This is a genomic window from Sphingomonas sp. GW821-FHT09E03 (genome assembly GCF_059416225.1).
On sequence record NZ_JBWKOS010000002.1, the window covers coordinates 230,066 to 253,338 of the forward strand.

The window sequence follows — 23,273 nt, forward strand, 5'->3', positions numbered from 1 at the left end:
TCGCCGATGTGGGTCAGCCGCCCAGCCCCCACAAGGTGGCGAGGCCGAGGAAGCTGAAGAAGCCCATCACATCGGTCATGGTGGTGACGAACACGGCGGAAGAGACGGCGGGATCGACGTTGAACCGGTCGAGCGTCAGCGGCACCAGCACGCCGCCGAGCCCGGCGACGAGATTGTTGGTGATCATGGCGAGGCCGATCACCAGCGACAGATCGGTATTGTGGTAGACGATGAAGGTGCCGAGCCCGATCAGCACGCCGAGCGACAGGCCGTTGGCGAGCGCGATGCGGAATTCGCGCACGATCATCCGCCAGGTGTTGGAGCTGGTGAGCTGGTTGGTGGCGAGCGCGCGCACCACCACGGCGAGCGTCTGGGTGCCGGCGTTGCCGCCCATCCCCGAGACAATCGGCATCAGCACCGCAAGCAGCGCGAACTTGGCAATGGTGCCCTGGAACAGCCCGACCACCGAAGCGGCGAGGATCGCGGTGCCGAGGTTGACCACCAGCCAGGACAGCCGGGTACGGACGGTAAGGCGGAGCGGCTCGTTGATGTCGCCTTCGCCCGCGCCCGATAGCCGCAGCACGTCTTCGCCTGCTTCCTGCTGGATGATGTGGACGACGTCGTCGACGGTGATCATGCCGACCAGGCGCCCGCTGCCGTCGACCACCGCCGCCGAGATCAGCGCATATTTCTGGAAGCGCAGCGCGACCTCTTCCTGGTCCATGTCGACCGGGATCAGCGTCTGCTCGCGCTTCATCACATCGCTGATCGCGATGCTGCGCGGGGTGCGCAGGATCCACGACAATTGGCAGGTGCCGACCGGGTGGTGGCGGCCATCGACCACGAAGATTTCCCAGAAATCGGTGGTGAGTTCCTCGTGGCCGCGGAGAAAATCGATCGCGTCGCCGACCGTCCAATGCTCGGGCACCGCGATCAGCTCGCGCTGCATCAGGCGGCCGGCGGATTCCTCGGGGAAGGACAAGGCTTCCTCGATCGCGGCGCGATCGTCGGGGTCGAGCGCGCGTAGCACCGCGCGCTGCTCGTCCTCGTCCATGTCCTCGATAATCGCGACCGCGTCGTCGGTATCGAGCTCGGAAGCGATGTCGGCGACTTCGTGCGGCTCGAGCGCATCGATCAGGTCCTCGCGGACATAATCGTTCATCTCGGCGAACACGTCGGCGTCGAGCAGGTCGGTGATCGCCTTGGCGAGGTGACCGCGTTCCTCGTGCGGGGTCAGCTCGAACAGATCGGCGATGTCAGCCGGGTGGAGCGGCTCGACCAGCGCGCGCGCCTGTTCGGGATGGCCGTCGCGCACCGCGTCGAGCACCGCATCGACGAAGTCGGGGCGCAGCCGATCGTCGCGGTCGAGCTGATTCTCGGCCTCGGCCTCATGCTCGATCACGTCGTCGGGAAGCTCGGGGTTGCTCATCGCCGCCTCCCGGGGGTCATGTGGATTGCGCCTGGCGGTGCCCTATCGTGCAACCCCATGATTTGCCAGCCGCGGCGCGCATCTTTACGGGCCGCTTCAACTTGAGCGGACGGGTTCCTAATTGGGATCTGTGCCGACAGGCAGGAACAAGGATAGCACCATGGCCGACGATACGACCTTCGAGACCCTGACCATGACCCTCGCCGATGGCGATGTGACGATCAAGCTGCGCCCCGATCTCGCGCCCGAGCACGTCAAGCGGATCGCCGAGCTCGCCAATGACGGCTTCTACGACGGCGTCGTCTTCCACCGCGTGATCCCGGGCTTCATGGCGCAGGGCGGCGATCCCACCGGCACCGGCATGCACGGCTCGGACAAGCCCAACCTGAAGGCGGAGTTCTCGGCCGAGCCGCACGTCCGCGGCGTGTGCTCGATGGCCCGCACCAACCAGCCCGACACCGCGAATTCTCAGTTCTTCATCGTGTTCGACGATGCCCGCTTCCTCGACAAGCAGTACACCGTGTGGGGCCAGGTGACCGACGGCATGGAACTGATCGACGCGCTGCCCAAGGGCGAGCCGCCGCGCGAGCCGGGCAAGATCGTGTCGATGCGCGCATCGTAATCACGCGTCGGCAGTCGCCCAACCTTCGCCATCCGTCACTCCCAGCGAAAGCTGGGGTGACGGGTGGGGCGGGCGATTGATTGAGGCGACCGGTGGCGCGGGGTGGCGGCGACCGATCAGCCCTCGCCGAGGGTCTTGATCAGCCAATCATGGAAGATCCGCACCGCGCGCTGATGCAGCGCGCGGGGGCGGCACAGGAAATAGTAGCTGTACGGACTCTCGACGTTGATGTCGAAGAGGTGGACCAGCCGCGGGTCGCGGGCCTGCTGGAACTGGCTTTCGTGCATGAAGGCGACGCCGAGCCCTTGCGCCGCCGCCTCGAGCAGCAGTGCCCCCGAATCGAAATAGTCGATCGCCGCCGGCTCGATATCTTCAACACCCGCCGCCACCCGCCAGGCGGTGAAGTTCTCCGGCATCTCGCGGTGGATCAGTGCGGTGAGCTGGCGGATCTGGTGCGGCTCAGTGATCGGGTCGGGGCCTTCAAGGAAGCGCCGTGCGGCGATCACATAGACTTTGTCGCGGGCGAGCCGGCGGGCGTAGAGCTGCGGATCGACCTCGCGGGCGAGCGCGATCACTGCATCGAGGCCTTCGCCGAGCCGCGCCACGCCATGACCGCCGGTGTCGATGTCGAGGTGAAGCTCGGGATGCGCGGCGCGCAACTCGCCGAGGCGGGGAAACAGCTGCTGCGAGGCGTAGAGCGGCAGGATGCCGAGCCGCAGGCGCAGCACCTCGGTGGTGCTGGTCATCGCCTCGACCGCGTCGGACAGCGAATCGAGCACCGGCGCGATCTGCGCGAGCAGGCGCTCGCCATCGGCGTTGAGCACGATCGCCTGGTGGCGCCGCTCGAACAAAGGGCGATCGATGAAGCGCTCCAGCGCCTGGACGCGGCGGCTGAGCGCCGGCGCCGACAGGGCAAGTTCGGTCGCCGCGGCCTTGACCGAGCCAAGCCGCGCCACCTGAATGAACGCCTCGATCGCGCCCAGCGGCGGCAGCCTGCGCATGATCCCCTCTCCTATTCTCGTCACGCTTGTAGCTTGCACATGCAGTTTATGCAATCGTGATAGCGCTATTCGCAATTGCACCATAGGCCCGCAGCGGTCACAAGGATCGGGCCTTTCAGGCATCCTCTCCTAAAACTTTCATGGGCTGGTCCTTCAGGGATCGGCCCTTTTTTTGTCTCGCGTGAATCGATCGCGGCTCGAAACGCGGAACCGGCATCCTATCTGAGGCGCTTCGAAGCCCGCGAAAGGGAAACCATGGCCGACAGCGAGATCACCGACACGGGCACCCGCAAGATCCAGGTGGCGAACAGCCGCCCCGAGGATTCGGGCCGCGGCCTTGCCCATCTGCCGCGTACGTTGATGGCGGCGATCGGCGTCGGCGAGGGCGACGTGATCGAGATCGTCGGCAAACAGTCGACCCCGGCGCGTGCGGTGGGGCCTTATCCCGAGGACGAAGGCATCGAGGTGCTGCGCATCGACGGCCTGCAGCGCGCCAACGCCGGCGTCGGCGCCGGTGATTTCGTCGAGGTCCGCAAGGTCGAATCGAAGCCTGCTACCCGCGTGGTGTTCGCGCCGGCGCAGCAGAATCTCAGGCTGCAGGGATCGACCAACGCGCTCAAGCGGACGTTCTTCGGGCGGCCGTTGTGCCAGGGAGACGTGGTCGCCACCGCCGGCCACCAGCGGGTCGGCAACATGCCGCCGGGTGTGCAGCAGTACATGAATGCGCCGGCCTATGCGCTGCAGGAGATACGCCTCGCGGTGATTGCGGCGACGCCCAAGGGCATCGTCCACATCGACGAGAATACCGAGATCGAGCTGCGCCCCGAATATGAGGAGCCGACCCAGCGCCGCGCCGACGTCACCTATGACGATATCGGCGGCATGGCGGAGACGATCGACCAGCTGCGCGAGATGGTCGAGCTGCCGCTGCGCTATCCCGAGTTGTTCCAGCGCCTGGGCGTCGAACCGCCCAAGGGCGTGCTGCTCCACGGGCCGCCCGGTACCGGCAAGACGCGACTGGCGCGTGCGGTCGCCAATGAATCGGATGCGCAATTCTTCCTGATCAACGGGCCCGAGATCATGGGCTCGGCCTATGGCGAATCGGAAGGGCGGCTGCGCGAAATCTTCGAGGAGGCGGCCAAGAATGCGCCGTCGATCGTGTTCATCGACGAGATCGACTCGATCGCGCCCAAGCGCGGCAACGTCCAGGGCGAGGCGGAGAAGCGCGTCGTCGCGCAGCTGCTGACGCTGATGGACGGGCTGGAAGCGCGCGCCAATCTGGTGGTGATCGCGGCGACCAACCGGCCAGAGGCGATCGACGAGGCGCTGCGCCGGCCGGGCCGGTTCGATCGCGAGATCGTGGTCGGCGTGCCCGACGAGCGCGGGCGCCGCGAGATCCTCGGCATCCACACCCGTGGCATGCCGCTGGGCGACAAGGTCGATCTCGGCGAGCTGGCGCGGACCACCTATGGCTTCGTCGGCGCCGATCTCGCCGCGCTGACCCGCGAGGCGGCGATCGAGGCGGTGCGGCGGATCATGCCGCGCTTGAACCTCGAGGAGCGGACGATCCCGCCCGAGGTGCTCGATACGCTGTCCGTTACCCGCGAGGACTTCCTCGGCGCGCTGAAGCGCGTCCAGCCGAGCGCGATGCGGGAGGTGATGGTGGAGGCGCCGCGGGTGCGGTGGGAGGATGTCGGCGGACTGGATGCCGCGCAGATGCGGCTGAAGGAAGGCGTCGAGCTGCCGCTCAAGGATCCCGACGCCTTCCGGCGACTGGGCATCCGCCCCGCCAAGGGCTTCCTGCTTTACGGACCGCCGGGCACCGGCAAGACGCTGCTCGCCAAGGCGGTGGCGCGCGAGGCGGAGGCGAACTTCATCGCCACCAAGTCGAGCGACCTGTTGTCGAAATGGTATGGCGAGAGCGAGCAGCAGATCGCCAAATTGTTCAGCCGCGCGCGGCAGGTGGCGCCGTGCGTGATCTTCATCGACGAGCTCGACAGCCTGGTGCCCGCGCGCGGCAGCGGCGCCGGCGAGCCGCAGGTGACCGAGCGGGTGGTCAACACCATCCTCGCCGAGATGGACGGGCTGGAAGAGCTGCAATCGGTGGTGGTGATCGGCGCGACCAACCGGCCCAATCTGATCGACCCGGCGCTGCTGCGGCCGGGGCGGTTCGACGAGCTGATCTATGTCGGCGTGCCCAACCCCGAAGGGCGGCGGCGGATCCTCGCGATCCAGACCGAGAAGATGCCGCTCGACGGCGATGTCGACCTCGACGAGGTGGTGCGGCGGACCGAGCGGTTCACCGGCGCCGATCTCGAGGATGTGGTGCGCCGCGCCGGGCTGGTGGCGCTGCGCCGCTCGCTGCAGTCGACCGCGGTGACGATGGCCGACTTCATCGCGGCGCTCGGCGAATCGCGCGCGAGCGTGACCCCCGAGACCGAGCGCGACTATGAGCAGATGGCGGCGCGGCTGAAGCAGGATGCGACCTCGATCCAGCCGATCGGGTTCATCAGCCCGGGGCAGCTGACGCCGCGGGGGTAGGCGGCGGGCCCATGCCGTTCGCGCTGCTGCGCTTGTCGAAGGCCTGAGTCTCAGGTGCTTCGACAGGCTCAGCACGAACGGAGGGGCGCGATGGTGCCCACTGCTTCTCCGACTGGTGATTTTTTGTGGCCTTGTCCCGGCTCCAGCGGCTAAGCGGCAGCGATGACCGATACCCCTCCCGATCGCCTGTCCACCAACCCCGACAGCCCGTATTTCGACCAGCCGCTGCTCGAGCGCGGGATCGGGATCCGGTTCAAGGGCTCCGAGCGGCGCGACGTCGAGGAATATTGCCGGTCGGAAGGCTGGATCCGGGTCGCGCTCGGCAAGAAGATGGACCGCCACGGAAGGCCGCTGACGCTGAAGCTCAACGGCGAGGTGGAAGCCTGGTTCGAACGGCCGGCGGCGGGCGCCGAGGCCGACGACGCCGGGACGACCGACGAAGCCTGAGCATCGGCCTGAGCGGAGCGGCCGACTGATCCGTCAGCCGTCCTCGCCGGCGCGGCGCAGGCGGGCGAGCGCCTCCTGCCAGTCGCCCGAGACGGCATCGAGATAGCTGCGCGCCTCGGCGAGTGCCTGGGGCTGATAGATGTAATGGGTCTCGCGGCCGGTCCGCTCGGCGATCACCAGCCCGGCGTCTTCGAGCACGCGCAGATGCTTGGCGACCGCCTGGCGGGTCATGCCGCTGTTGGCCGATAGACGCGCGATCGAGCGGGTGCCGCCGCTGCGCAGCGCCACCAGCAGCGACAGGCGGGTGGGATCGCCGAGCGCCGCGAAGATACGGGCGGCGTCCTGGGGCTTGGTGGGGGCTGGCGGCATCGGCGCGACGCTATCCGCGGCGGGTGGCGCGGGCAATGGTTGGCGAGGGCGCCATGACGTCAGGTTCAGCCAACTCCCGCCCGTTCGCGCTGCGTTTGGCAAAGCCCGTCCTGAGCGACGCCGTAGACGGTGTCGTGGGGGCATGGGTCTCACCGTGCTTCGACAGGCTCAGCACGAACGGGGTGGTTTGCCGTCTGGTCGTCAGCCCGCGCTTTCCAGTGCCTCGCATGCCTCGAGCCATTTGGCCTCGACCGCCTCGAGCTTGGCCTGGACCTCGGCGCGGCGGCGCGAGAGATCGCTCATCGACATCGCCTTGAAGCGCGGCTCGGCGCCGGTGGGATCGAACATCGCATGGTCGAGCGCGTTGCGTTCCTTGGTGAAGCGCGCGGTATCGGCCTCGAGGTCGCGCACCGTCTTGCGCAGCGCGGTTTCCTTCTCGCGCGCCTCGGCCGCCGCCTTCTTGCCGGCCTTGCGGTCCGCCTTGCTCTCCTTGGGACGGTTGCTCGCGCCGTCGCCGGCGAGGATCATCGCGATATAATCGTCAAGCGCGCCGTCGAATTCCTTAGCGGTGCCCTGGTCGACCAGCACCAGCCGATCGGCGGTCATCTCGAGCATGTGGCGATCGTGGCTGACCAGCACGACGGCGCCGGTATAGGCATTGAGCGCCTGAACCAGCGCTTCGCGCGCGTCGACGTCAAGATGGTTGGTCGGCTCGTCGAGGATCAGCAGGTGCGGCGCCTCGCGGGTGATCAGCGCCAGCGCGAGCCGCGCGCGCTCGCCGCCCGACAATTTGCCGACCTTGGTAGTCGCCTTGTCGCCCGAGAAGCCGAACCGGCCGAGCTGGCCGCGGACCGCGGCGGGGCTGGCGCCCTTCATGATCCGGGTCATGTGCTCGAGCGGGGTATCGTCGGTATCGAGCTCCTCCACCTGATACTGGGTGAAATAGCCGACCTTCATCTTGCCCGACGAGGCCATGTCGCCTTCCATCGGCGCGAGCTGCGCGGCGAGCAGCCGGGCGAGCGTGGTCTTGCCGTTGCCGTTGCGGCCGAGCAGCGCCAGGCGATCGTCTGGATCGAGCCGGAGGTTGAGGCGCTTGAGGATCGGCGTCTCGGCATAGCCCACCGAGGCCATGTCCAGGGTGATCAGCGGCGGGCGGAGCTCGCTCGGATCGGGAAAGTCGAAGCTCAGCGACGGATCGTTATAGGCGTCGGCTATCGGCTGCATCTTGGCGAGCATCTTCTGGCGCGACTGGGCCTGTTTGGCGGTCGAGGCGCGCGCCGAATTCTTGGCGATATATTCCTGGAGCTTGGCGCGCTGGGTCGCCTGGTTGGTGCGCGCGGCCTCCAATTGGGCGAGCCGCTCGGCACGCTGGCGCTCGAACGCGTCATAGCCGCCGGGATAGAGCGTGATCTTGCCGCCCTGCAGATGCAGGATGTGATCGACGACGTTGTTGAGGAAATCGCGCTCGTGGCTGACGACGACGATCGTCGCCTTGTAACCCTTGAGGAAATCCTCGAGCCACATCACCGCCTCGAGATCGAGGTGGTTCGAAGGCTCGTCGAGCAGCAGCAGGTCGGGCTGCGAGAACAGCAGGGCGGCGAGCGCGACGCGCATCTTCCAGCCGCCCGAGAAGCTGTCGAGCGGTCGCTGCTGCATGTCCTCGTCGAAGCCGAGCCCGAGCAGGATCTGCGCGGCGCGCGCCGGCGCGGTATAGGCGTCGATCGCGATCAGCCGCTCATAGACGTCGCCGAGGCGATCGGGATCCTCGCAGGTCTCGCTCTCGATCATCAGCGCGGCGCGCTCGACGTCGGCGGCAAGCACGGTATCGAATGGCGTGACGTCACCCGACGGCGCTTCCTGGGCGATATAGCCGAGCCGGGCACCGCGCGGCATGTCGGCGCTGCCGTCGTCCGGCTCGAGCAGGCCGGCGATGACGCGCACCAGCGTCGACTTGCCGGCGCCGTTGCGGCCGATCAGCCCGACCCGGCTGCCGGGGGGAAGCGCGGCGCTGGCGCCGTCCAGGATCGTGCGGCCGCCAAGGCGCACGGTGATGCCGTTGAGATTGAGCATGCGCGCGCCGTTAGCAGATGCAGCACCGTCGCGCGAGGGTGTGGCTTACAGGTCGCGGATCAGGCGCGTGGCGCGGGCGAGCCAGGGCGGATCGGCGAGCACCTGCTGGCGCTGGCCGGGGCCGAGCGGGAGCAGATGGAGCTTGCCCGCCGCCCCTGCCGCGCCCGCATCGCGGCCGATCAGCCGCGCGAACAGGAAGCGGCCGGCCGGGCGCGGCACCAGCACGTCGCGGTTGAGCGCACCGGCGAAGCCCGTGGGATCGACCATGTCGCACCAGATCACGTCGCCGGCGCGATAATCGCCGACGCTGCCGGTGACGGCGACCGCCACCGCGCCGGGCGTCGGCGCGGGCGGCAGCGCGACCTGCGGCTGGGTGGGGGCATAAGCGCCGCCGGCATCGAGCAGCGCGGCGACCGGCAGCGTCGCGCGATCGGGCAGGGTGACGAGATCGGCCGCCTCGACGCCGAGCGCGGCGGCGATGCGGTTGAGCCAGCCGACCGAGACGGTGCGGGTGCCGGTCTCGAGCCGGCCGATGGTTTGCGCGGTGGTCGGCGGCACGCAGCGGCGGGCGACGTCCTCGAGCGTCAACCCCTTGGCGCGGCGCACGTCGCGGATGGCGGTGATCATGCCGAAGCTCCTTGATCTAAACCAAATCGGTTCACGCTCTGTCCTACAAGCGTGACGCTGTGGCAAGGAAGATCGACTCAGGGCAGGATCAACTCGGGGACAGGAGCGATGCGATGCGGCAGTTGGAGGAACGATCGATCGGGAGCGGACGGAGCGTAACGGTCAACGCCGCCGAATCGCCACTCGGCTGGCTGAAGGCGCGCGGGCTGGTGAGCGCACGCCAGTTCGAGGCCGGGGAGCGGCTGCGCGGCGATTATGAGACGGCGTCGCTGGGGCCGCGCGTGACGATGCGCTGGGCACCGCGGGTGGATGGCGAGGGCGGCGGCGGCGGGCTCGATCCGTCGACTGCGCAGATCGCGGCCAAGCGCCGGTTCGATGCCGCGATCGGCGCGGCGGGGGCGGGGCTGGCGGACATCCTGTGGCGGGTGGTGTGCGCGGGCGAGGGGCTGCCGGCGGCGGAGAAGGGGCTGGGCTGGCCGGCGCGCGCCGGGCGGCTGGTGCTGACGCTGGCGCTCGACCGGGTGGCGGATCACTATCGGCTGCAGTGATCCGGTGGGGGTCGATCAGGCGGCCGGATGGCCGAGGCGCCAGCGCAACAGGCGGACGAAGGGGGCAGGATCGTCGAGCCGGAAGGCGATGGCGCTGTAGCGGCGCTGGCGCAGCCCGGTGCGGCGGACGAGCGGTGGATCGAGCCTGAGGAGCACATTGGGCCAAGCGAGCAGCGCGGCGTTGAGCGTCGCGGGCGCGCGAACCTCGTCGCCGACGATTTCGGTGGCGACCGCGGCGATGCTCGCGAGATCGATCGGCTGGTCGATCAGCAGGCCGCCACGGACGCGGACGTCCTCGGGGGTGATCAGGATCGGCCGCAGGCGGAAGGATTTGATCAGCCCGACCAGATAGACGAAGCCGAGATCGCTGAGCACGAACAGGACAAGCGCCGCCGTGCGGTTCCAGTGGACGACCAGCAGGTGATAGACCGCGATCTCGATTCCCGACAGGATCAGCAGCGCGGTGCAGATCGGTGCCAGATGGCGGTAGTAGGCAAAGGCGCGGGCGTCGGCGGGGACATCGGCGGGACCGCCCCAGCGGAACAGCGCGAGGTGGATCACCCGCAGTTCGGCGGCAGCGAGACGTACCAGCAGCGGCGGGAGGAACTGGCCGGCGGCTGCGATCCAGCGATCGGGCGTCATGGCGGCAGCGGCGACCATCTGCTTTGCTCGGAGCGTGGCCCAGCCGAGATGGACCAAGACGATCGCGACCATGCCGCTGACGAGCGCCGGCGCCGCCGCCGTGGCTGTACGGAGCGGGGCCGGTGCGCCGATCCCGACGATGACACAGGCGCCGGCGAGCACGCTGACGATCGCCTGCGGCGGTGGCCGCCGGGTTCGCGCGAGCAGCGACAGCATGAGCGTGTCGGAGACGATCCACAGGAACAGCAGCAGCGCGGCGCGGGGATGAGCGCTTGCCAGCGGGGTGCGGATCGCGATCGCGGCGAGGGCGATGAGGGCCAGCGGCGCGAGCGTGGTGGCGGCAGGGCGGGCGATGCTGCGGTGGTTCGCTTGGGCGTTCATGCTGACACTCCCTGTGGGCTTGCCTTGGCGGGCCTTGTGGCTGTGGACGAAATGATAGCAGCGGGGCGGTCGGCTGCTCAACCGTCCTGCTATTAACTGAGTTGATGGGGAGATCGCAGCGGCCGCCCGGTTACGTCATCCCAGCGAAAGCTGGGATCTTGTGCGGCGGCGGGACTGGAGCCGCCAGAGACCCCAGCTTCCGCTGGGGTGACGGCGTGTGGTGGGGTGACGGCGTGTGGTGGGGTGACGGCGTGTGGGGGGAGGGACGGCTTGTGAAGTAGTTGCGTGGGGACAACCCGTGGGCCGGGCTTGCGGGAGATGGCTTGTGCGAGGTGACGGCCGCTGGGTGGCCTGACGCTAGCGCGCGGCGCGCAGCGATGCGGTCGCTTCGCGCGTCGCCTTAAATTCGGAGCCCTGGTTCCAGGCCGGCCAGTCCTTGCCCGCGGCGAGCTCGGTGCCGATGCGGCGGAGGAGATCGACGTCGGCGGCGGCGCCGCGCAGATCCCAGTCGGGCGACCAGGCGTCGCAGGTCTGGTGGTAGCAGCGCATATAGGCCTCGAGCCAGGCCTAGCCGGCGGTGCGGCCGCCGGCGACGAGATCGGGCGCGCCGCTGATCCCCATCAGCAGCAGCGTCGGCACGCCGCGGCGGGCGAGCGAGAAATGATCGGCGCGGTAGAACAGCCCGCGCTCGGGCAGGGCCTCGGGGGTGACGGTGCGGCCCTGCGCGCGCGCCGCGGTCGCCAGCCGGTCCTCCAGCGCGTTCTGGCCGGCGCCGACCAGCAGCACGTCGCGCGCGGGGCCGGCGGTCTGGAGGATGTCGAGGGTGAGGTTGGCGACGGTGGTGGCGACGGGGTAGACCGGGTGGGTGGCGTAGGTTTCGGAGCCGAGCAGGCCGCGTTCCTCGCCCGTCCACAGCGCGAACACCTGGGTGCGGGCCGGGCGGGGAGCCTTGGCGGCGGCGCGGGCGATGGCGAGCACCCCGGCGGTGCCGAGCGCATCGTCATTGGCGCCGGGACGGATGCGGCGGCCGTCGGCATCGGGCTTGCCCTCGCCATAGGCATCCCAATGGGCGCCGTACATCACCACCTCGTCGGGGCGGGTGCGGCCGACGAGCTTGGCAAGGACGTTGCGGCTCTCGGCGCGGGTCACCGCGACCGGGAAGTCGGCATCGAGGCCGGGGCCCTTCAGGGCGACCGGGTGGAAATCGGCGCGGCGCGCGGCGCGGCGCAGTTGCGCGAGATCGAGCCCGGACGCGGCGAACAGGCGGGTGGCGGCGTCGCCCTCGATCCAGCCCTGCAGCATCAGCCGCGACGCCGGCGGGGTGGCGACGTCGTAATTTTCGCCGCCGGGGGCGGTGACGGTCGGCCAGCCATAGCCGGCGCCGGCGGTGTCGTGAACGATCAGCGCGCCGACCGCGCCGCGGCGGGCCGCTTCCTCGAACTTGTAGGTCCAGCGGCCGTAATAGGTCATGCGCCGGCCGCCGAACCGGCCGCTGGCGTCGTCGCCTGGCACGGCCTCGAAATCGGGATCGTTGACCAGGAACACCGCGACCTTGCCCTTGAGGTCGACGCCCTTGACATCGTCCCACTGGCGCTCGGGGGCGGTGACGCCATAGCCGACGAACACCAGCGGCGCATGGGCGATGGTGGCGCGGGCGATCGGGCGGACGGTGGAGAGATAGACCTCGCGGCCCATCGTCCAGGCGGTGCCGTTGGCCGAGACGGTGCCGGCGCCGAGCTGGGTGCGGACCAGCGGCACGGCCTGCGTCCAGCTGCCGTTCGCGCCGCCGGGCTGGAGCCCCGCCGCCTTGAACTGCGCGATCAGCCACTCGACCGTCTTCGCCTCGCCCGGGGTGCCGGGCGCGCGGCCGCCGAACGCGTCGGCGGCGAGCACCTTCACATCGGCGGACAGCGCCGCGGGCGACACCGGATCGGCGGGCGCGGCGGCGGCGGCGAGCGGCAGGGCGGCGAGCGCGAGCAACGGGGCGAGCAAGGCGGCGGCGGAACGGTGCATCGGCGAAGGCTCTCCCGGGGAAAGCCGATCCTTATCGGGCACGCGCCGGCAAGGCGAGGGGCTGGGGCGACCGCCGGGCGATCGGCGGGGGTGCATGGCGGCGCGGCGCGGTGTAGACCGGTGTGCAGACGAGAAAAGGATGGGTCGTGCGGTTCGCGTTCGTGAAATGCCATGGGTCGGGCAATGATTTCCCGCTGATCGATGCCCGGGGGATGACGCTGGACGAGCACCAATGGGCGACGGTGGCGCGCGCGCTTGCCGATCGGCGCGGACCGGTGGGGGGCGATGGCCTGCTGCTGCTGCGCGACGGCGACGCGGGCCATAGCTTTGCGATGACGATGCTCAACTCGGACGGCTCGGAGGCGGAGACCTGCCTCAACGGGCTGCGCTGCGTCGCGCGGATGGGGTTCGAGGCGCTCGGCCTCGACGAGGCGACCGTCCGGCTGAAGACGTCGAGCGCGTGGGTGGGACGCGACGGCGATGTCGCGCCGGGGGTCTATACGGTGCGCGAGATCGCGGGGCCGGCGGGGCTGGACGTCGCCGCCTGGCCGATTGGCGCGGCGGGGAGCGGCGGCGCGGCGCGGCTGATCGAGGCGGTGATCCCGCCGCTGCCGACGAGCCGGACCTTCACCGCGGTGGCGATGCCCAACCCGCATCTGGTGAGCTTCGTCGACGCGGTGGACGAGGCCGAGCTCAGCCGCGTCGGCGAAGCCTGCGAGGCGGCGCCGGCGTGGCTGCCCAACCGCGCCAACGTCTCGTTCGCGGTGCCGCGCGGCGGCGACCTGTTCGTGCGCACCTTCGAGCGCGGGGTGGGGCTGACCGACAGCTGCGGCAGCGCGATGGCGGCGTCGAGCTATGCCGCCTGCCTCGCCGGGCGGCTGGCCTATGACACGCCGATCACCGTGTTCAACAAGGGCGGGCTGGTGCGCGCGAGCGTGAGCGAGGCGGCGATGGTCAGCCTGTCGGGCAACGCCACCTGGGAGTGGGAGGGCAGCGTCGAGGTGGACCTCGCCAGCGGCCGCGCGGGCGATCTCGCCATCGCGCGCCACCATGATGCCGAGATCGCCGCCTGGTCTGCCGTGGCCGAGGCCGCCGCGGCCGGCTGAGCATTGCCGCGGCGGCTGCGGCGATCAGCCATCCGCTTGCGACGAGCCGCGTGATCCGGTGTGAACCGCGCGGCGAATAGTGCGTTTCAGCGATTCGGGTGGGGAGATCCGTGCGTATTGATGCGGGGCAAGGCATCGGCAGGCACTGTCATCTACCGTGCACATCCACAGGGCAGAGGCGTCTGCGGCCAGAGTCGGTCGCAGATTTTAGAGGCATGACGAGCGTACCATGCGTACCGACGACATCTATTATTACGAGCGGGCCGAGACGGAACTGGAGCTGGCCCAGCGCGCGACCCACCCTTCGGCGGTACGGGCGCATTACATCATCGCCAATCACTATCTGGATCGATGCTATGGCAGCACCGGCGCGGAGGAAGACGACCACGACCAGGCGCCGGTAGCCGCGGCGGAACCGGGCTGAGCCGCCGGCCGGCCGCCGTCGATCGGCGGCAGTGAACCTCGCCCCGGCCCGTACGTTGACCCACTGTATTCCAAGATAGGTGATCGCACGGACGGGAGGCTGGTGATGGAAGAGAAGGTAGAGGCTGAGCTCGAACATCGCCAAGGCGGGACGCTGTACACCGTGGGTCGCGCGCTGCGCTCGACCTATGATGCCGAGAACCACGACTCGCTGGGGCGGGACGTCACCGGGCTGATGCTCGATCTGGCGCGGGTGCCGACCGATGTGCCGACGCCGCCCGCGTCAGCCGTCGCGGCCCCCCCACCGCCCCGCCGCGGCCTGTTTGACTGGGTCCGGTCATGGCGTGCGCGACCGGTGCCGCCCGCCATCAGGGCTGATTGATCCAGCTGGTACACAACGGTTGACCTTGGCGGACGATCAACTAAAAACCGCGCCTTTCCCAACTGTTACCTTCTCGAAGGCGCGATGACCTCCTTTTCCCGGCCGATTGCGCAGTGCATCAGCGACGCAGACCAACGCTTTCTTTCGGTCGATCAGCATTATGCCGACCTGCTGAGGGATGCACCGGCCGCGTTGATCGGTCGCCATCCGCTGGAATTCACCCATCCCGACGATCGCAGCGTCAACGCCGCATTGCTCGACCGGGTCTGCCACGACGGCACGCCATTCTCGATCACCAAGCGCTATGTGCGGCGCGACGGATCGATCCAATGGGTCAACAATCATATCTCGCGGCTGAGCGAGGGCGGGATCAACCGCCTGATTGTCACCTGCCGGCCGCTCGATCGGCCGGCGGGACAGTCCAGCGTTGAGCGCCACTGGCGCGTCGCCAAGCTGCTGATCCAGGCATTTCTCGCCGGCAAGGCGGAGTTCGGCGGCAGCCTGATCACCAGCCCGCCGGCGGAGATGCTGCTGCTGCTCTACGCGGCCGAGATGGAAGGCCGCTGCGAGACGATGGAATCGGCGGCGGCGCACATGACGCTGGCGCCGCCGCTCGCCGGCCGCTGGGTGGATGCGATGGTCCATGCCGGATTGGTCGAGACGGAATTATCCAAGGTGGGCAACGGCCCGACGGGGTTACGGCTGACCCCGCGTGCGCTGCCGGCGATCGAGCGTATCATGACAGGGTTGGCGAGCGCTGCCGACGCGGATCGCGACGACTGAGGCAGCTTGCTAGCGCTTGAGCCCCGGGCGCTGGATCGGGCATTGCTTGCCGCGCAGCGCGTGCGCCTCGCCGGCCGCGCGTTCGTCGCGATAGGCCTGCAGCAACTTCACAGCCATGGCGCGTGAGGCCTGATCCGCTGGCGGTGGTTGATCGATCATGAGGTCCGCCCGTCGGCTATCAAGTAGTTCTTCCTATGTTCTCAAAAGCGTACCGCCAAGCCATATCCGCTGCAATCATCATTATAACCAAATAGGAGAAAGAAGCTTGACAGCGCGACGCTGTTATGGCACAAAACAGGAACGCTGAAGATTTGCGAGTCGGGCCATACGGACCTGGCGGCACGGCGAACCAACCATCGGCGGGAGACGATGATGACGGTGGATGCGACCTCCGATCCGGGCGTCGACGGCGTGGCGACTGGCGCCAGCACATCCACCGTGGCGGCGGTAACGGGGCATCGCCAGGGTGGCGGCCGGGGCGGCAGGCCCCGCGCGGCGCGGAGCCCGGTGCGCTGGACCAAGACCATGCGCACCACCTTCCTCGATCGGCTCGCGGCCACCTGCAACGTCCGCGCCGCCGCCGCCGCGATCGATGTCACCGCCGACGCGGCGTATAACGAGCGGCGGCGCAACGCGGCCTTCGCGGCAGGCTGGGCGGTAGCGCTGGCGAGCGGTTATGAACTGCTCGAGCTGCAGCTCGTCGGCCATGCGCTGAGCGGCGGGGGCGAGGGGGGCCGGAATGGCGACTGCGCGGGGGTCGGTCCGATCGACCAGCAGCTCGCGCTTAAGCTGATGACCTATCACCGCGGCGCCTTGGCCGGGCGACACAAACGACCGGTGCCGCGGATCGCGAGCCCCGAGGACACCGATCGCGTGATCCTCGCCAAGCTCGCGGTGCTGGCGACGAGGCGCGCCGCACGCGCCGCCGCGCCGGATGACGCGGCGGCCTGACGGGCCGAGCACCAACGCCGGGCGCGCGCGACACGCCGCGCCGGATCGATGGCGGGAGACGCGAGGGGTGCCGGGCATGAACAGCAAGACGACCGCGGCCGGCGTGATCGCGCTGATGGCGGCAGAGGGCGAGGACGAGCGACGCTGGCTGATCGGCCAGCTGAGCCCGGCGCACAAGCGCGAGCTGCTCGATCGCTGGGTGGGCGGCTGGGCACAACCGGGGCAGACCCCGCCCGAGGGCGCTTGGCGGATCTGGCTGATCCGCGCCGGGCGCGGCTTCGGCAAGACCCGGGCGGGCGCCGAATGGGTCAACCAGATCGCGCGCCGGGGCGACGCGCAGATCGCGCTGGTCGGCGCTACCGCGCGCGACGTCCAGCAGGTGATGATCGAAGGGCCGAGTGGCGTGGTGGCGGTGGCCCCGATCGGCCATGTGCCGCGGTTCGTCGCCTCGACTGGCGAGGTAACCTGGCCGAGCGGCGCGCGCGCCTTCGTCTATGCGGCAGAGACGCCCGACAAGCTGCGCGGGCCCGAGCATGACGCCGCCTGGTGCGACGAGCTCGCCAAATGGCGGCGCGGCGAGGCGACCTGGGACAATCTGATGATGGGAATGCGGCGCGGCAGCGATCCCCGGGTGATCGTGACCACGACACCGCGACCGACCGCGCTGATGAAGCGGGTAATGGCCGCCCATGGGCTGGTCGAGACGCGCGGGCGGACGCGCGACAATCTCTATCTGGCAGCGGCGTTCATCGACCATGTCGAGCAGAGCTATGGCGGCACCCCGCTCGGGCGGCAGGAGCTGGACGGCGAGCTGATCGAGGATGTGGAGGGTGCCTTGTGGACGCGGACGATGATCGCACAGGCGCTGGCGGCGCCGGCATCGGCGGCGGCGGTCAAGCGGGTGGTGGTCGGCGTCGATCCGCCGGCAGGCACCGCTGATGGGCGCGGCGGCGATGACTGCGGGATCGTCGCGGTGGTGCTGACCGCCGATGGCCGGGCGCGGGTGGTGGAGGATGCCAGCGTCGCCGGCCTGTCGCCTGACGGCTGGGCCAGGGCGGTGGCGACCTGCGCGGCGCGGCATGGCGCCGATCGCGTGGTGGCGGAAGCGAACCAGGGCGGCGACATGGTCAAGACCGTGCTGCTCGCGGCGGACGTCACCTTGCCGGTGAAGCTGGTGCGGGCGACGCACGGCAAGGTGGCGCGGGCGGAGCCGGTGGCGGCCTTGTACGAGCGCGGGCTGGTCAGCCATGCCGATCGCTTCCCGCAGCTCGAGGACGAGCTGTGCGGGCTGATGGCGGGTGGCGGCTACGAGGGTCCGGGGCGATCGCCCGATCGGGCCGACGCGCTGGTGTGGGCGGTGACGGAATTGCTGCTGCGGCGGCAGGCCAAGGTGGCCGTGCACAACCTGTAGCGGCGGGCGCTTGACGGCGGGCGTCTGGCGGCCGGTCGCTCCATCGCTTGAGATCCCGGTTTTCGCCGGGATGACGGGTCTGGCTGCGATGACGACACGGGCGCAGGAACCTTTTTCGGGAGCTTCGGGGATGAAATGGTTCGGCGGGAAGGCGGCGCGCGAGGGCGCGCGGCCGGCATTGTCGCGCGCGGGCGGCAGCGCGGCGTGGGGCGGGGAATGGCCGCGTTCCTATGAGGCACAGGTGCGCGAGGGCTTTGTCGGCAACGTCGTCGCGCAGCGAGCGGTCAAGCTGGTCGCGGAAAGCGTCGCGGATGCGCCGCTGACCGCGAGCGATCCGGCACTCGCGGCAATCGTCGTTGCACGCAGCGGCGGGCAACCGCTGCTGGAGACGGTGGCGGCGCAGCTGCTGCTGCACGGCAATGCCTATGTCCAGGTGCTGCGCGATGCCGAGGGCGCGGCGGTGGAGCTGTACGCGCTGCGGCCCGAGCGGGTGAGCGTGGAGGCGGACGCGATCGGCTGGCCGGCGGCCTATCGCTATGCGGTGGGCGAGCGGGTGACGCGGCTACCCGCCGATCCGGTGCGGCCGTCGCTCATCCACCTGCGCAGCTTCAACCCGGTCGACGATCATTACGGGCTGGGCTGCCTGGGCGCGGCGGCAGGAGCGGTGGCGATCCACAATGCCGCGACCCGCTGGAACAAGGCGCTGCTCGACAATGCGGCGCGGCCGTCGGGGGCGCTGGTCTATGAGCCGGGCGACGGCTCGGCGCTGGGCGCGGAACAGTTCGACCGGCTGAAGGCGGAAATGGAGGCGGGGTTCGCCGGCGCCGGCAATGCCGGGCGGCCGATGCTGCTCGAGGGCGGCCTGCGCTGGCAACCACTGTCGCTGAGCCCCGCCGAGATGGATTTCGTCGGGCTCAAGGCGGCGGCGGCGCGCGAGATCGCGCTCGCCTTCGGGGTGCCGCCGATGCTGCTCGGGCTGCCGGGCGATGCGACCTACGCCAATTATCGCGAGGCCAATCGCGCATTGTGGCGGCTGACGGTGCTGCCGCTCGCCGGCACGATCCTCGCCGGCATCGCCCAGGGCCTGTCGGGCTGGTTCGCCGACGCGCGCCTCGCGGTGGCGCTCGATGCGGTGCCGGCGCTGGCGGAGGACCGCGAGCGGCTGTGGAGTTCGGTGAGCGCGGCGGATTTCCTCACCCCGGCCGAGAAGCGCGCGATGCTGGGGATCGATGGCAACAGGCTTGAAGGAGCGGTGACGTCATGAGCGGCGAGGTGCTGGCGCAGCTGATGGCGCAATTGCTGCACGAGGGGACGCGCGGCAATCCCGATCTGGTGACGCTGCGCGCGCTGGTGGAGGAGGCAGGGCAGCTCGGCGCGAGCCGGGCGCTGACCCGGCTGGGGCTCGACGACGAGCGCGCCGAGCGCGACGTCGCCGAATTGCGCGAGCTGCTTGCCGCATGGCGCGACGCCAAGCGCTCGGCATGGAAGGCGGCGCTCGGCTGGGTGACGCGGGTGGTGGGGGCGGTGCTGCTCGCCGGGCTGGCGGTGAAGCTGGGGTTTGGCGCGTGGCTGAAGTGAGGTTCGCCGGCTATGCCGCGGTGTTCGACCGGGTCGACCGGGCGGGCGACGTGGTGCGCGCGGGCGCGTTCGCCGGGGCTCGCCCGGTGCCGTTGCTGTGGCAGCATCGCGGGCGCCCGGTCGGCACGATCGAGGCATTGGGCGAGGACGCGCGCGGGCTGCGGGTGAGCGGCACGATCGCCGAGCCGCGGCTGGCGGCGCTGGTGCGCGGCGGCGCGGTGGCCGGGCTGTCGGTGGGCTATCGCCCCCGCATGGTGCGCCAGGGCGTGCGGCGCGAGCTGGTGGCGCTGGAGCTGGTCGAGGTGAGCCTGGTCGCGGTGCCGATGCAGCCGCTGGCGCGGGTCGACCGGGTCGGCTGACGCGCGCGCACCGATGGACGAAGACGGGTTTCAACAACGGAGGTGACGATGGACACGACGGTCGAGCGGCCGGCGCTGGATGGCGCGCGGGTAATCGAGCATGACGCCGGGGGCGCCGCGTTCGACGGCTTCCTGCGCAGCGGGGCGACGGTGGAGATGAAGGCGTTCACCGGGGTGACCGGCGATGCCGGCGGCTTTGCGGTGCCGCGCGAGATCGACGCGACGATCGATCGGCTGCTGATCGCGGCGTCGCCGATCCGGGGAATCGCCAATGTCGTCAAGATCGGGTCGGCGGGCTATCGCAAGCTCGTCACCAGCGGCGGCACGCCGTCGGGCTGGGCGGCGGAGACGGCGGCGCGGCCGGAGACGGCGACGCCGGTGTTCGCCGAGATCGCGCCGCCGATGGGCGAGCTCTACGCCAATCCGAGCGCGAGCCAGGCGATGCTCGATGATGCGGCGTTCGATGTCGAGGCATGGCTGGCGGGCGAGATCGCGGCGGAGTTCGCGCGCGCCGAAGGGGCGGCGTTCGTCAACGGCTCGGGGGTCAACCGGCCGAGGGGCTTCCTCCAGGCGCCGACCGGCACCGCGGGCGATGCGACCCGGGCGTTCGGCACGCTGCAATATCTCGCCAGCGGCGCGGCGGGGGATTTCGGCGCCAACCCGCAGGAGCGGCTGATCGACCTCGTCCAGGCGCTGCGCGCGCCATATCGCCAGGGGGCGTGCTTCGTGATGAATGCGGCGACGCTGTCGCGGATCCGCAAGTTCAAGACCAGCGATGGCGCGTTCGTCTGGCAGCCGAGCCTCAGCGCCGGCCAGCCCGCGACGCTGCTCGGCTATCCGGTGGTGGAGGCCGAGGACATGCCGGACGTCGCCGCCAATGCGCTCGCGATCGCGTTCGGCAATTTCCGCGCCGGCTATCTGATCGCCGAGCGCAGCGAGACCGCGATCCTGCGCGATCCCTATTCGAACAAGCCGTTCGTCAATTTCTACGCGACCAAGCGGATCGGCGGCTGCGTCACCAATGCGGAAGCGATCAAGCTGATGAAGTTCGCTGCGGCCTGACGGGCCTGCGCGACGGCGACGTCCGGGGATGGGGTACCCCGGGCGTCGCCACCTTGCGGATCGATAGGGGGACAGGATGATGAGCGGATCGGCGGTGCCGGCCGAGGCGATCGCGGGCGCGGTCGCGGCGGCGCAAGGCTATCTTCGGCTGGAGACGGGGCAGGAGGCGGCGCTGCTCGAGACGCTGGCGCGCGCCGCGCTCGACCTTGCCGAAAGCTTTTGCGGCCAGGCGCTGATCGCGCGCGGGTTCGAGGATGTGCTGGCGGTGGCGCCGGGCTGGCAGCGGCTGCGCCAAGCGCCGGTGGCGCGGATCGCGGGGGTGACGGGCTTGTGCGCGGCCGGCGCACCGTTCGTGATGGCGGCAACGGATTATGCGCTCGACATCGACGCCGATGGCGCCGGCTGGGTGCGGGTGATCGCGGCGGGCGATGCGACCGGTGTGGCGGTGAGCTACACCGCGGGCGCGGCGGTGGACTGGGCGACGCTGCCCGCGGCGGTGGCGCAGGGGCTGGTGCTGCTGATCGCGCATCTGTTCGAGCATCGCGAGGGTGACGCCGCGCCGCCGACCGCGGTCGCGGCGCTGTGGCGGCCATACCGGCGGCTGCGGCTTGACTGGAGCATGGGCCGGAGCCTGCCCGCATGAGCGCGCGCGCGGCGCTGCAGGCGGCGCTGGTCGCGCACCTCAAGGCGGCAACGCCGGCCGCGGTCTATGACGCGCCGCCGGTGCGCGGCGGCTTGCCCTATCTGCTGGTCGACGAGCCGGTGCTGGCGGCGAACGATGCGGCGGGATTGCTCGGCCGATTCGGCACGGTGAGCGTGCAGGGGCGGGACGCCGGCGAGCGGCCGGTGCGGCTGCGGCTGCTCGCCGGCCTGGTCGAGGATGTGGTGGAGGCGCTGCCGGCGGATCTCGGCACGGGCGGATGGCGGCTCGGCGGGCTGCGGCTGACGCGGAGCCGGATCGCGCGCGCCAAGAACAACGAATGGTGGGCGATGAGCGAGTTCGCGGTGCGGGTCTATCGCGCCGACAGCTGACGGGGAGAGGGTGATGGCAGTGGAACGGGGAAGCGCCTTTCTGCTCAAGGTGGGCGATGGCGCCGCGGTGCCGGCGTTCGCGACGGTGGCGGGGCTGCGGACCACGCAATTGTCGGTGAACGGCGAGGCGGTGGTGGTGACCAACAAGGATTCGGGCGGGTGGCGGCAGTTGCTGTCGGGCGCGGGGGTGAGGAGCGTCAGCGTCTCGGGCGCGGGCGTGTTCACCGGTTCGGCAGCCGAGGCGCGGATCAAGGCGAGCGCGCTCTCGGGCATGCTCGACGATTACCGGCTGAGCTTCGAGAGCGGCGATGCGATGACTGGGCGGTTTCTGGTGACGCGGCTCGACTATGCCGGCGATTTCAACGGCGAGCGTTCCTACACGCTGACGCTGGAGAGTTCCGGGCCGGTGGTGGCGTCGTGACCGCGGCGAACCCGCTGCGCGGCGAGGCGGCGCTGCGCGTCAACGGTGTCGAGCTGGTACTGCGGCCCTCGTTCGGCGCGTTGGCGGCGGCCGAGGCAGATCTCGGCCCGCTGTTCGCGCTGGTCGAGCGTGCGGCGGAGGGCAAATTGTCGCTCGCCGAGATGGTCGGGTTGTTCTGGCACTGCCTGGAGGCGCCGCCGGAAGCGGTGACGCGCGAAACGCTCGGCGAGGCGGTGACGGCGCTGGGACTGAGCCAGGCGATGCCGGTGCTGAGGATGCTGCTGCGGCAGATCCTCGCCGGACGATGAGCGACGCGTTCGGCCCGGCGGCGCTGCGGCTCGCCGGGATGGCGGGCGCGACGCTGGGGTGGATGCCCGACGTGTTCTGGCGGGCGACGCCGGCCGAGCTGGCGGCGGTGGTAACGGCGCTCGCGGGCGAGGCGGGCGGCGGGGCGCCGCTCGATGCAGCCATGCTGGCGCGGCTGAAGGAGGCGTTTCCCGATGGATGAGGATGGCGAGGTGACGGTTGGCGTGCGCGCCGACACGGCTGGCTTCGCGCAGCAGGTGGCGGCGATGCGCGGCGAGCTCGAAGGTGCGCTCGGCGCCGGCGCCGATCGAGCCGGGCGGATGATCGAGGCATCGCTGCTGCGCGCGGTGCGCACCGGAAAGCTCGGGTTCGAGGATCTGAAGGCGGTGGCGCTTGCCGCCATGGCCGAGATCGCGCGTTCGGCGCTGTCGGCGGGGTTGCAGTCGGTAACCGGCGGCGGATCGGGTCAGGGGTTAAGCGGGCTGCTCGGTGCGCTGCTCGGGCTGCCGGGGCGGGCGACCGGTGGGCCGGTGGCGCCGGGCCGCGCCTATGTGGTGGGGGAGCGCGGACCCGAACTGTTCGTGCCCACCGCCGCCGGCCGGGTCGAGTCGCCGCCTGCCGCCACGACTCGCGACGTGCGGCTGGCGATCACGGTGAATGCCGCCGCGGGAACGGCACCCGCCGCGCTGCAACAGTCGACCCGCCAGGTGGCGCGGGCGGTGAAGGCGGCGCTGGAGGGCTGAGCGGCAACCTGTCGCGCAACGAGGAG

The 23,273-nt window shown here is 70.3% G+C and carries 26 protein-coding genes and 1 pseudogene; 20 read left to right on the top strand and 7 right to left on the bottom strand.

The annotated features are described in order from the left end of the window. Positions 1 to 13: 13 nt before the first annotated feature. Positions 14 to 1,429, bottom strand: coding sequence for a magnesium transporter (gene mgtE, locus AC07M8_RS05355; protein WP_495173348.1), 1,416 nt, complete (start codon positions 1,427 to 1,429; stop codon positions 14 to 16). A gap of 160 nt (positions 1,430 to 1,589) precedes the next feature. On the opposite strand from mgtE, the gene AC07M8_RS05360 reads away from it, so the two are divergent. After that, positions 1,590 to 2,051, top strand: a complete 462-nt coding sequence (locus AC07M8_RS05360) for a peptidylprolyl isomerase (protein ID WP_267396998.1) — start codon at positions 1,590 to 1,592, stop codon at positions 2,049 to 2,051. Between the two features lie 116 nt (positions 2,052 to 2,167). Here the strand turns inward: AC07M8_RS05360 and AC07M8_RS05365 are convergent, their stop codons facing one another. Then, positions 2,168 to 3,052 (bottom strand): LysR substrate-binding domain-containing protein, encoded by an 885-nt coding sequence (locus AC07M8_RS05365; RefSeq protein ID WP_495173349.1) that lies wholly within the window; start codon positions 3,050 to 3,052, stop codon positions 2,168 to 2,170. 255 nt (positions 3,053 to 3,307) lie between these two features. Here AC07M8_RS05365 and AC07M8_RS05370 point away from each other — a divergent pair, with 255 nt between their 5' ends. Both AC07M8_RS05370 and AC07M8_RS05375 read left to right on the top strand, forming a co-directional pair. Then, positions 3,308 to 5,593, top strand: a complete 2,286-nt coding sequence (locus tag AC07M8_RS05370) for a CDC48 family AAA ATPase (RefSeq protein WP_495173350.1) — start codon at positions 3,308 to 3,310, stop codon at positions 5,591 to 5,593. Positions 5,594 to 5,755: 162 nt separating this feature from the next. Then, entirely contained in the window at positions 5,756 to 6,040 is a 285-nt protein-coding gene (locus tag AC07M8_RS05375; protein ID WP_495173351.1) for a DUF3297 family protein, read from the top strand. A gap of 33 nt (positions 6,041 to 6,073) precedes the next feature. Here AC07M8_RS05375 and AC07M8_RS05380 read toward each other — a convergent pair whose 3' ends face one another. From AC07M8_RS05380 to AC07M8_RS05390, 3 genes are all read right to left on the bottom strand, one after another. Further along, positions 6,074 to 6,409 (bottom strand): ArsR/SmtB family transcription factor, encoded by a 336-nt coding sequence (locus AC07M8_RS05380; protein WP_495173352.1) that lies wholly within the window; start codon positions 6,407 to 6,409, stop codon positions 6,074 to 6,076. A 201-nt stretch (positions 6,410 to 6,610) separates the two neighbouring features. After that, positions 6,611 to 8,479, bottom strand: a complete 1,869-nt coding sequence (locus tag AC07M8_RS05385; RefSeq protein ID WP_495173353.1) for an ABC-F family ATP-binding cassette domain-containing protein — start codon at positions 8,477 to 8,479, stop codon at positions 6,611 to 6,613. A gap of 45 nt (positions 8,480 to 8,524) precedes the next feature. Beyond that, a complete protein-coding gene (locus AC07M8_RS05390) occupies positions 8,525 to 9,106 on the bottom strand; it encodes a helix-turn-helix domain-containing protein (RefSeq protein ID WP_495173354.1) in 582 nt (193 codons plus the stop codon). Between the two features lie 113 nt (positions 9,107 to 9,219). On the opposite strand from AC07M8_RS05390, the gene AC07M8_RS05395 reads away from it, so the two are divergent. Beyond that, positions 9,220 to 9,654, top strand: a complete 435-nt coding sequence (locus AC07M8_RS05395; protein ID WP_495173355.1) for a DUF6456 domain-containing protein — start codon at positions 9,220 to 9,222, stop codon at positions 9,652 to 9,654. Positions 9,655 to 9,669: 15 nt separating this feature from the next. Here AC07M8_RS05395 and AC07M8_RS05400 read toward each other — a convergent pair whose 3' ends face one another. Next, on the bottom strand, positions 9,670 to 10,677 hold the full coding sequence (locus tag AC07M8_RS05400; RefSeq protein WP_495173356.1) for a hypothetical protein: 1,008 nt from the start codon (positions 10,675 to 10,677) through the stop codon (positions 9,670 to 9,672). A gap of 357 nt (positions 10,678 to 11,034) precedes the next feature. Then, a pseudogene (locus tag AC07M8_RS05405) lies at positions 11,035 to 12,690 on the bottom strand (M28 family peptidase). 146 nt (positions 12,691 to 12,836) lie between these two features. Here AC07M8_RS05405 and dapF point away from each other — a divergent pair. From dapF to AC07M8_RS05485, 16 genes are all read left to right on the top strand, one after another. After that, positions 12,837 to 13,796, top strand: a complete 960-nt coding sequence (gene dapF, locus AC07M8_RS05410; RefSeq protein WP_495173357.1) for a diaminopimelate epimerase — start codon at positions 12,837 to 12,839, stop codon at positions 13,794 to 13,796. Positions 13,797 to 14,025: 229 nt separating this feature from the next. Then, positions 14,026 to 14,220 carry a hypothetical protein gene (locus tag AC07M8_RS05415; protein WP_495173358.1) on the top strand — a complete coding sequence of 65 codons (195 nt, stop codon included), beginning with the start codon at positions 14,026 to 14,028 and terminating at the stop codon, positions 14,218 to 14,220. 105 nt (positions 14,221 to 14,325) lie between these two features. Next, positions 14,326 to 14,601, top strand: coding sequence for a hypothetical protein (locus AC07M8_RS05420; protein ID WP_495173359.1), 276 nt, complete (start codon positions 14,326 to 14,328; stop codon positions 14,599 to 14,601). A gap of 84 nt (positions 14,602 to 14,685) precedes the next feature. Continuing rightward, on the top strand, positions 14,686 to 15,384 hold the full coding sequence (locus tag AC07M8_RS05425; protein WP_495173360.1) for a PAS domain-containing protein: 699 nt from the start codon (positions 14,686 to 14,688) through the stop codon (positions 15,382 to 15,384). A 369-nt stretch (positions 15,385 to 15,753) separates the two neighbouring features. Continuing rightward, complete coding sequence (locus AC07M8_RS05430) at positions 15,754 to 16,335, top strand: hypothetical protein (protein ID WP_495173361.1); 582 nt, start codon at positions 15,754 to 15,756, stop codon at positions 16,333 to 16,335. A 76-nt stretch (positions 16,336 to 16,411) separates the two neighbouring features. Beyond that, entirely contained in the window at positions 16,412 to 17,746 is a 1,335-nt protein-coding gene (locus AC07M8_RS05435; RefSeq protein ID WP_495173362.1) for a DNA-packaging protein, read from the top strand. A gap of 130 nt (positions 17,747 to 17,876) precedes the next feature. After that, positions 17,877 to 19,010: a phage portal protein gene (locus AC07M8_RS05440; protein WP_495173363.1), complete on the top strand. Its 1,134-nt coding sequence runs from the start codon at positions 17,877 to 17,879 to the stop codon at positions 19,008 to 19,010. After that, positions 19,007 to 19,324, top strand: coding sequence for a DUF6127 family protein (locus AC07M8_RS05445; protein ID WP_495173364.1), 318 nt, complete (start codon positions 19,007 to 19,009; stop codon positions 19,322 to 19,324). Before AC07M8_RS05440 ends, AC07M8_RS05445 begins: the two co-directional genes overlap by 4 nt. Beyond that, positions 19,321 to 19,683, top strand: coding sequence for an HK97 family phage prohead protease (locus tag AC07M8_RS05450; RefSeq protein WP_495173771.1), 363 nt, complete (start codon positions 19,321 to 19,323; stop codon positions 19,681 to 19,683). The genes AC07M8_RS05445 and AC07M8_RS05450 overlap by 4 nt, the downstream gene beginning before the upstream one ends. Before the next feature lie 48 nt (positions 19,684 to 19,731). Then, positions 19,732 to 20,745, top strand: a complete 1,014-nt coding sequence (locus AC07M8_RS05455; RefSeq protein WP_495173365.1) for a phage major capsid protein — start codon at positions 19,732 to 19,734, stop codon at positions 20,743 to 20,745. A 79-nt stretch (positions 20,746 to 20,824) separates the two neighbouring features. Next, a complete protein-coding gene (locus tag AC07M8_RS05460) occupies positions 20,825 to 21,388 on the top strand; it encodes a head-tail connector protein (RefSeq protein WP_495173366.1) in 564 nt (187 codons plus the stop codon). Further along, on the top strand, positions 21,385 to 21,777 hold the full coding sequence (locus tag AC07M8_RS05465; RefSeq protein ID WP_495173367.1) for a gp17 family tail completion protein: 393 nt from the start codon (positions 21,385 to 21,387) through the stop codon (positions 21,775 to 21,777). Before AC07M8_RS05460 ends, AC07M8_RS05465 begins: the two co-directional genes overlap by 4 nt. Before the next feature lie 13 nt (positions 21,778 to 21,790). Continuing rightward, on the top strand, positions 21,791 to 22,198 hold the full coding sequence (locus tag AC07M8_RS05470; RefSeq protein ID WP_495173368.1) for a phage major tail protein, TP901-1 family: 408 nt from the start codon (positions 21,791 to 21,793) through the stop codon (positions 22,196 to 22,198). Next, positions 22,195 to 22,506, top strand: coding sequence for a gene transfer agent family protein (locus AC07M8_RS05475; RefSeq protein ID WP_495173369.1), 312 nt, complete (start codon positions 22,195 to 22,197; stop codon positions 22,504 to 22,506). The genes AC07M8_RS05470 and AC07M8_RS05475 overlap by 4 nt, the downstream gene beginning before the upstream one ends. Further along, complete coding sequence (locus AC07M8_RS05480; protein ID WP_495173370.1) at positions 22,503 to 22,706, top strand: phage tail assembly chaperone; 204 nt, start codon at positions 22,503 to 22,505, stop codon at positions 22,704 to 22,706. Before AC07M8_RS05475 ends, AC07M8_RS05480 begins: the two co-directional genes overlap by 4 nt. After that, complete coding sequence (locus tag AC07M8_RS05485) at positions 22,699 to 23,247, top strand: tail tape measure protein (RefSeq protein WP_495173371.1); 549 nt, start codon at positions 22,699 to 22,701, stop codon at positions 23,245 to 23,247. The genes AC07M8_RS05480 and AC07M8_RS05485 overlap by 8 nt, the downstream gene beginning before the upstream one ends. Positions 23,248 to 23,273: the final 26 nt, after the last annotated feature.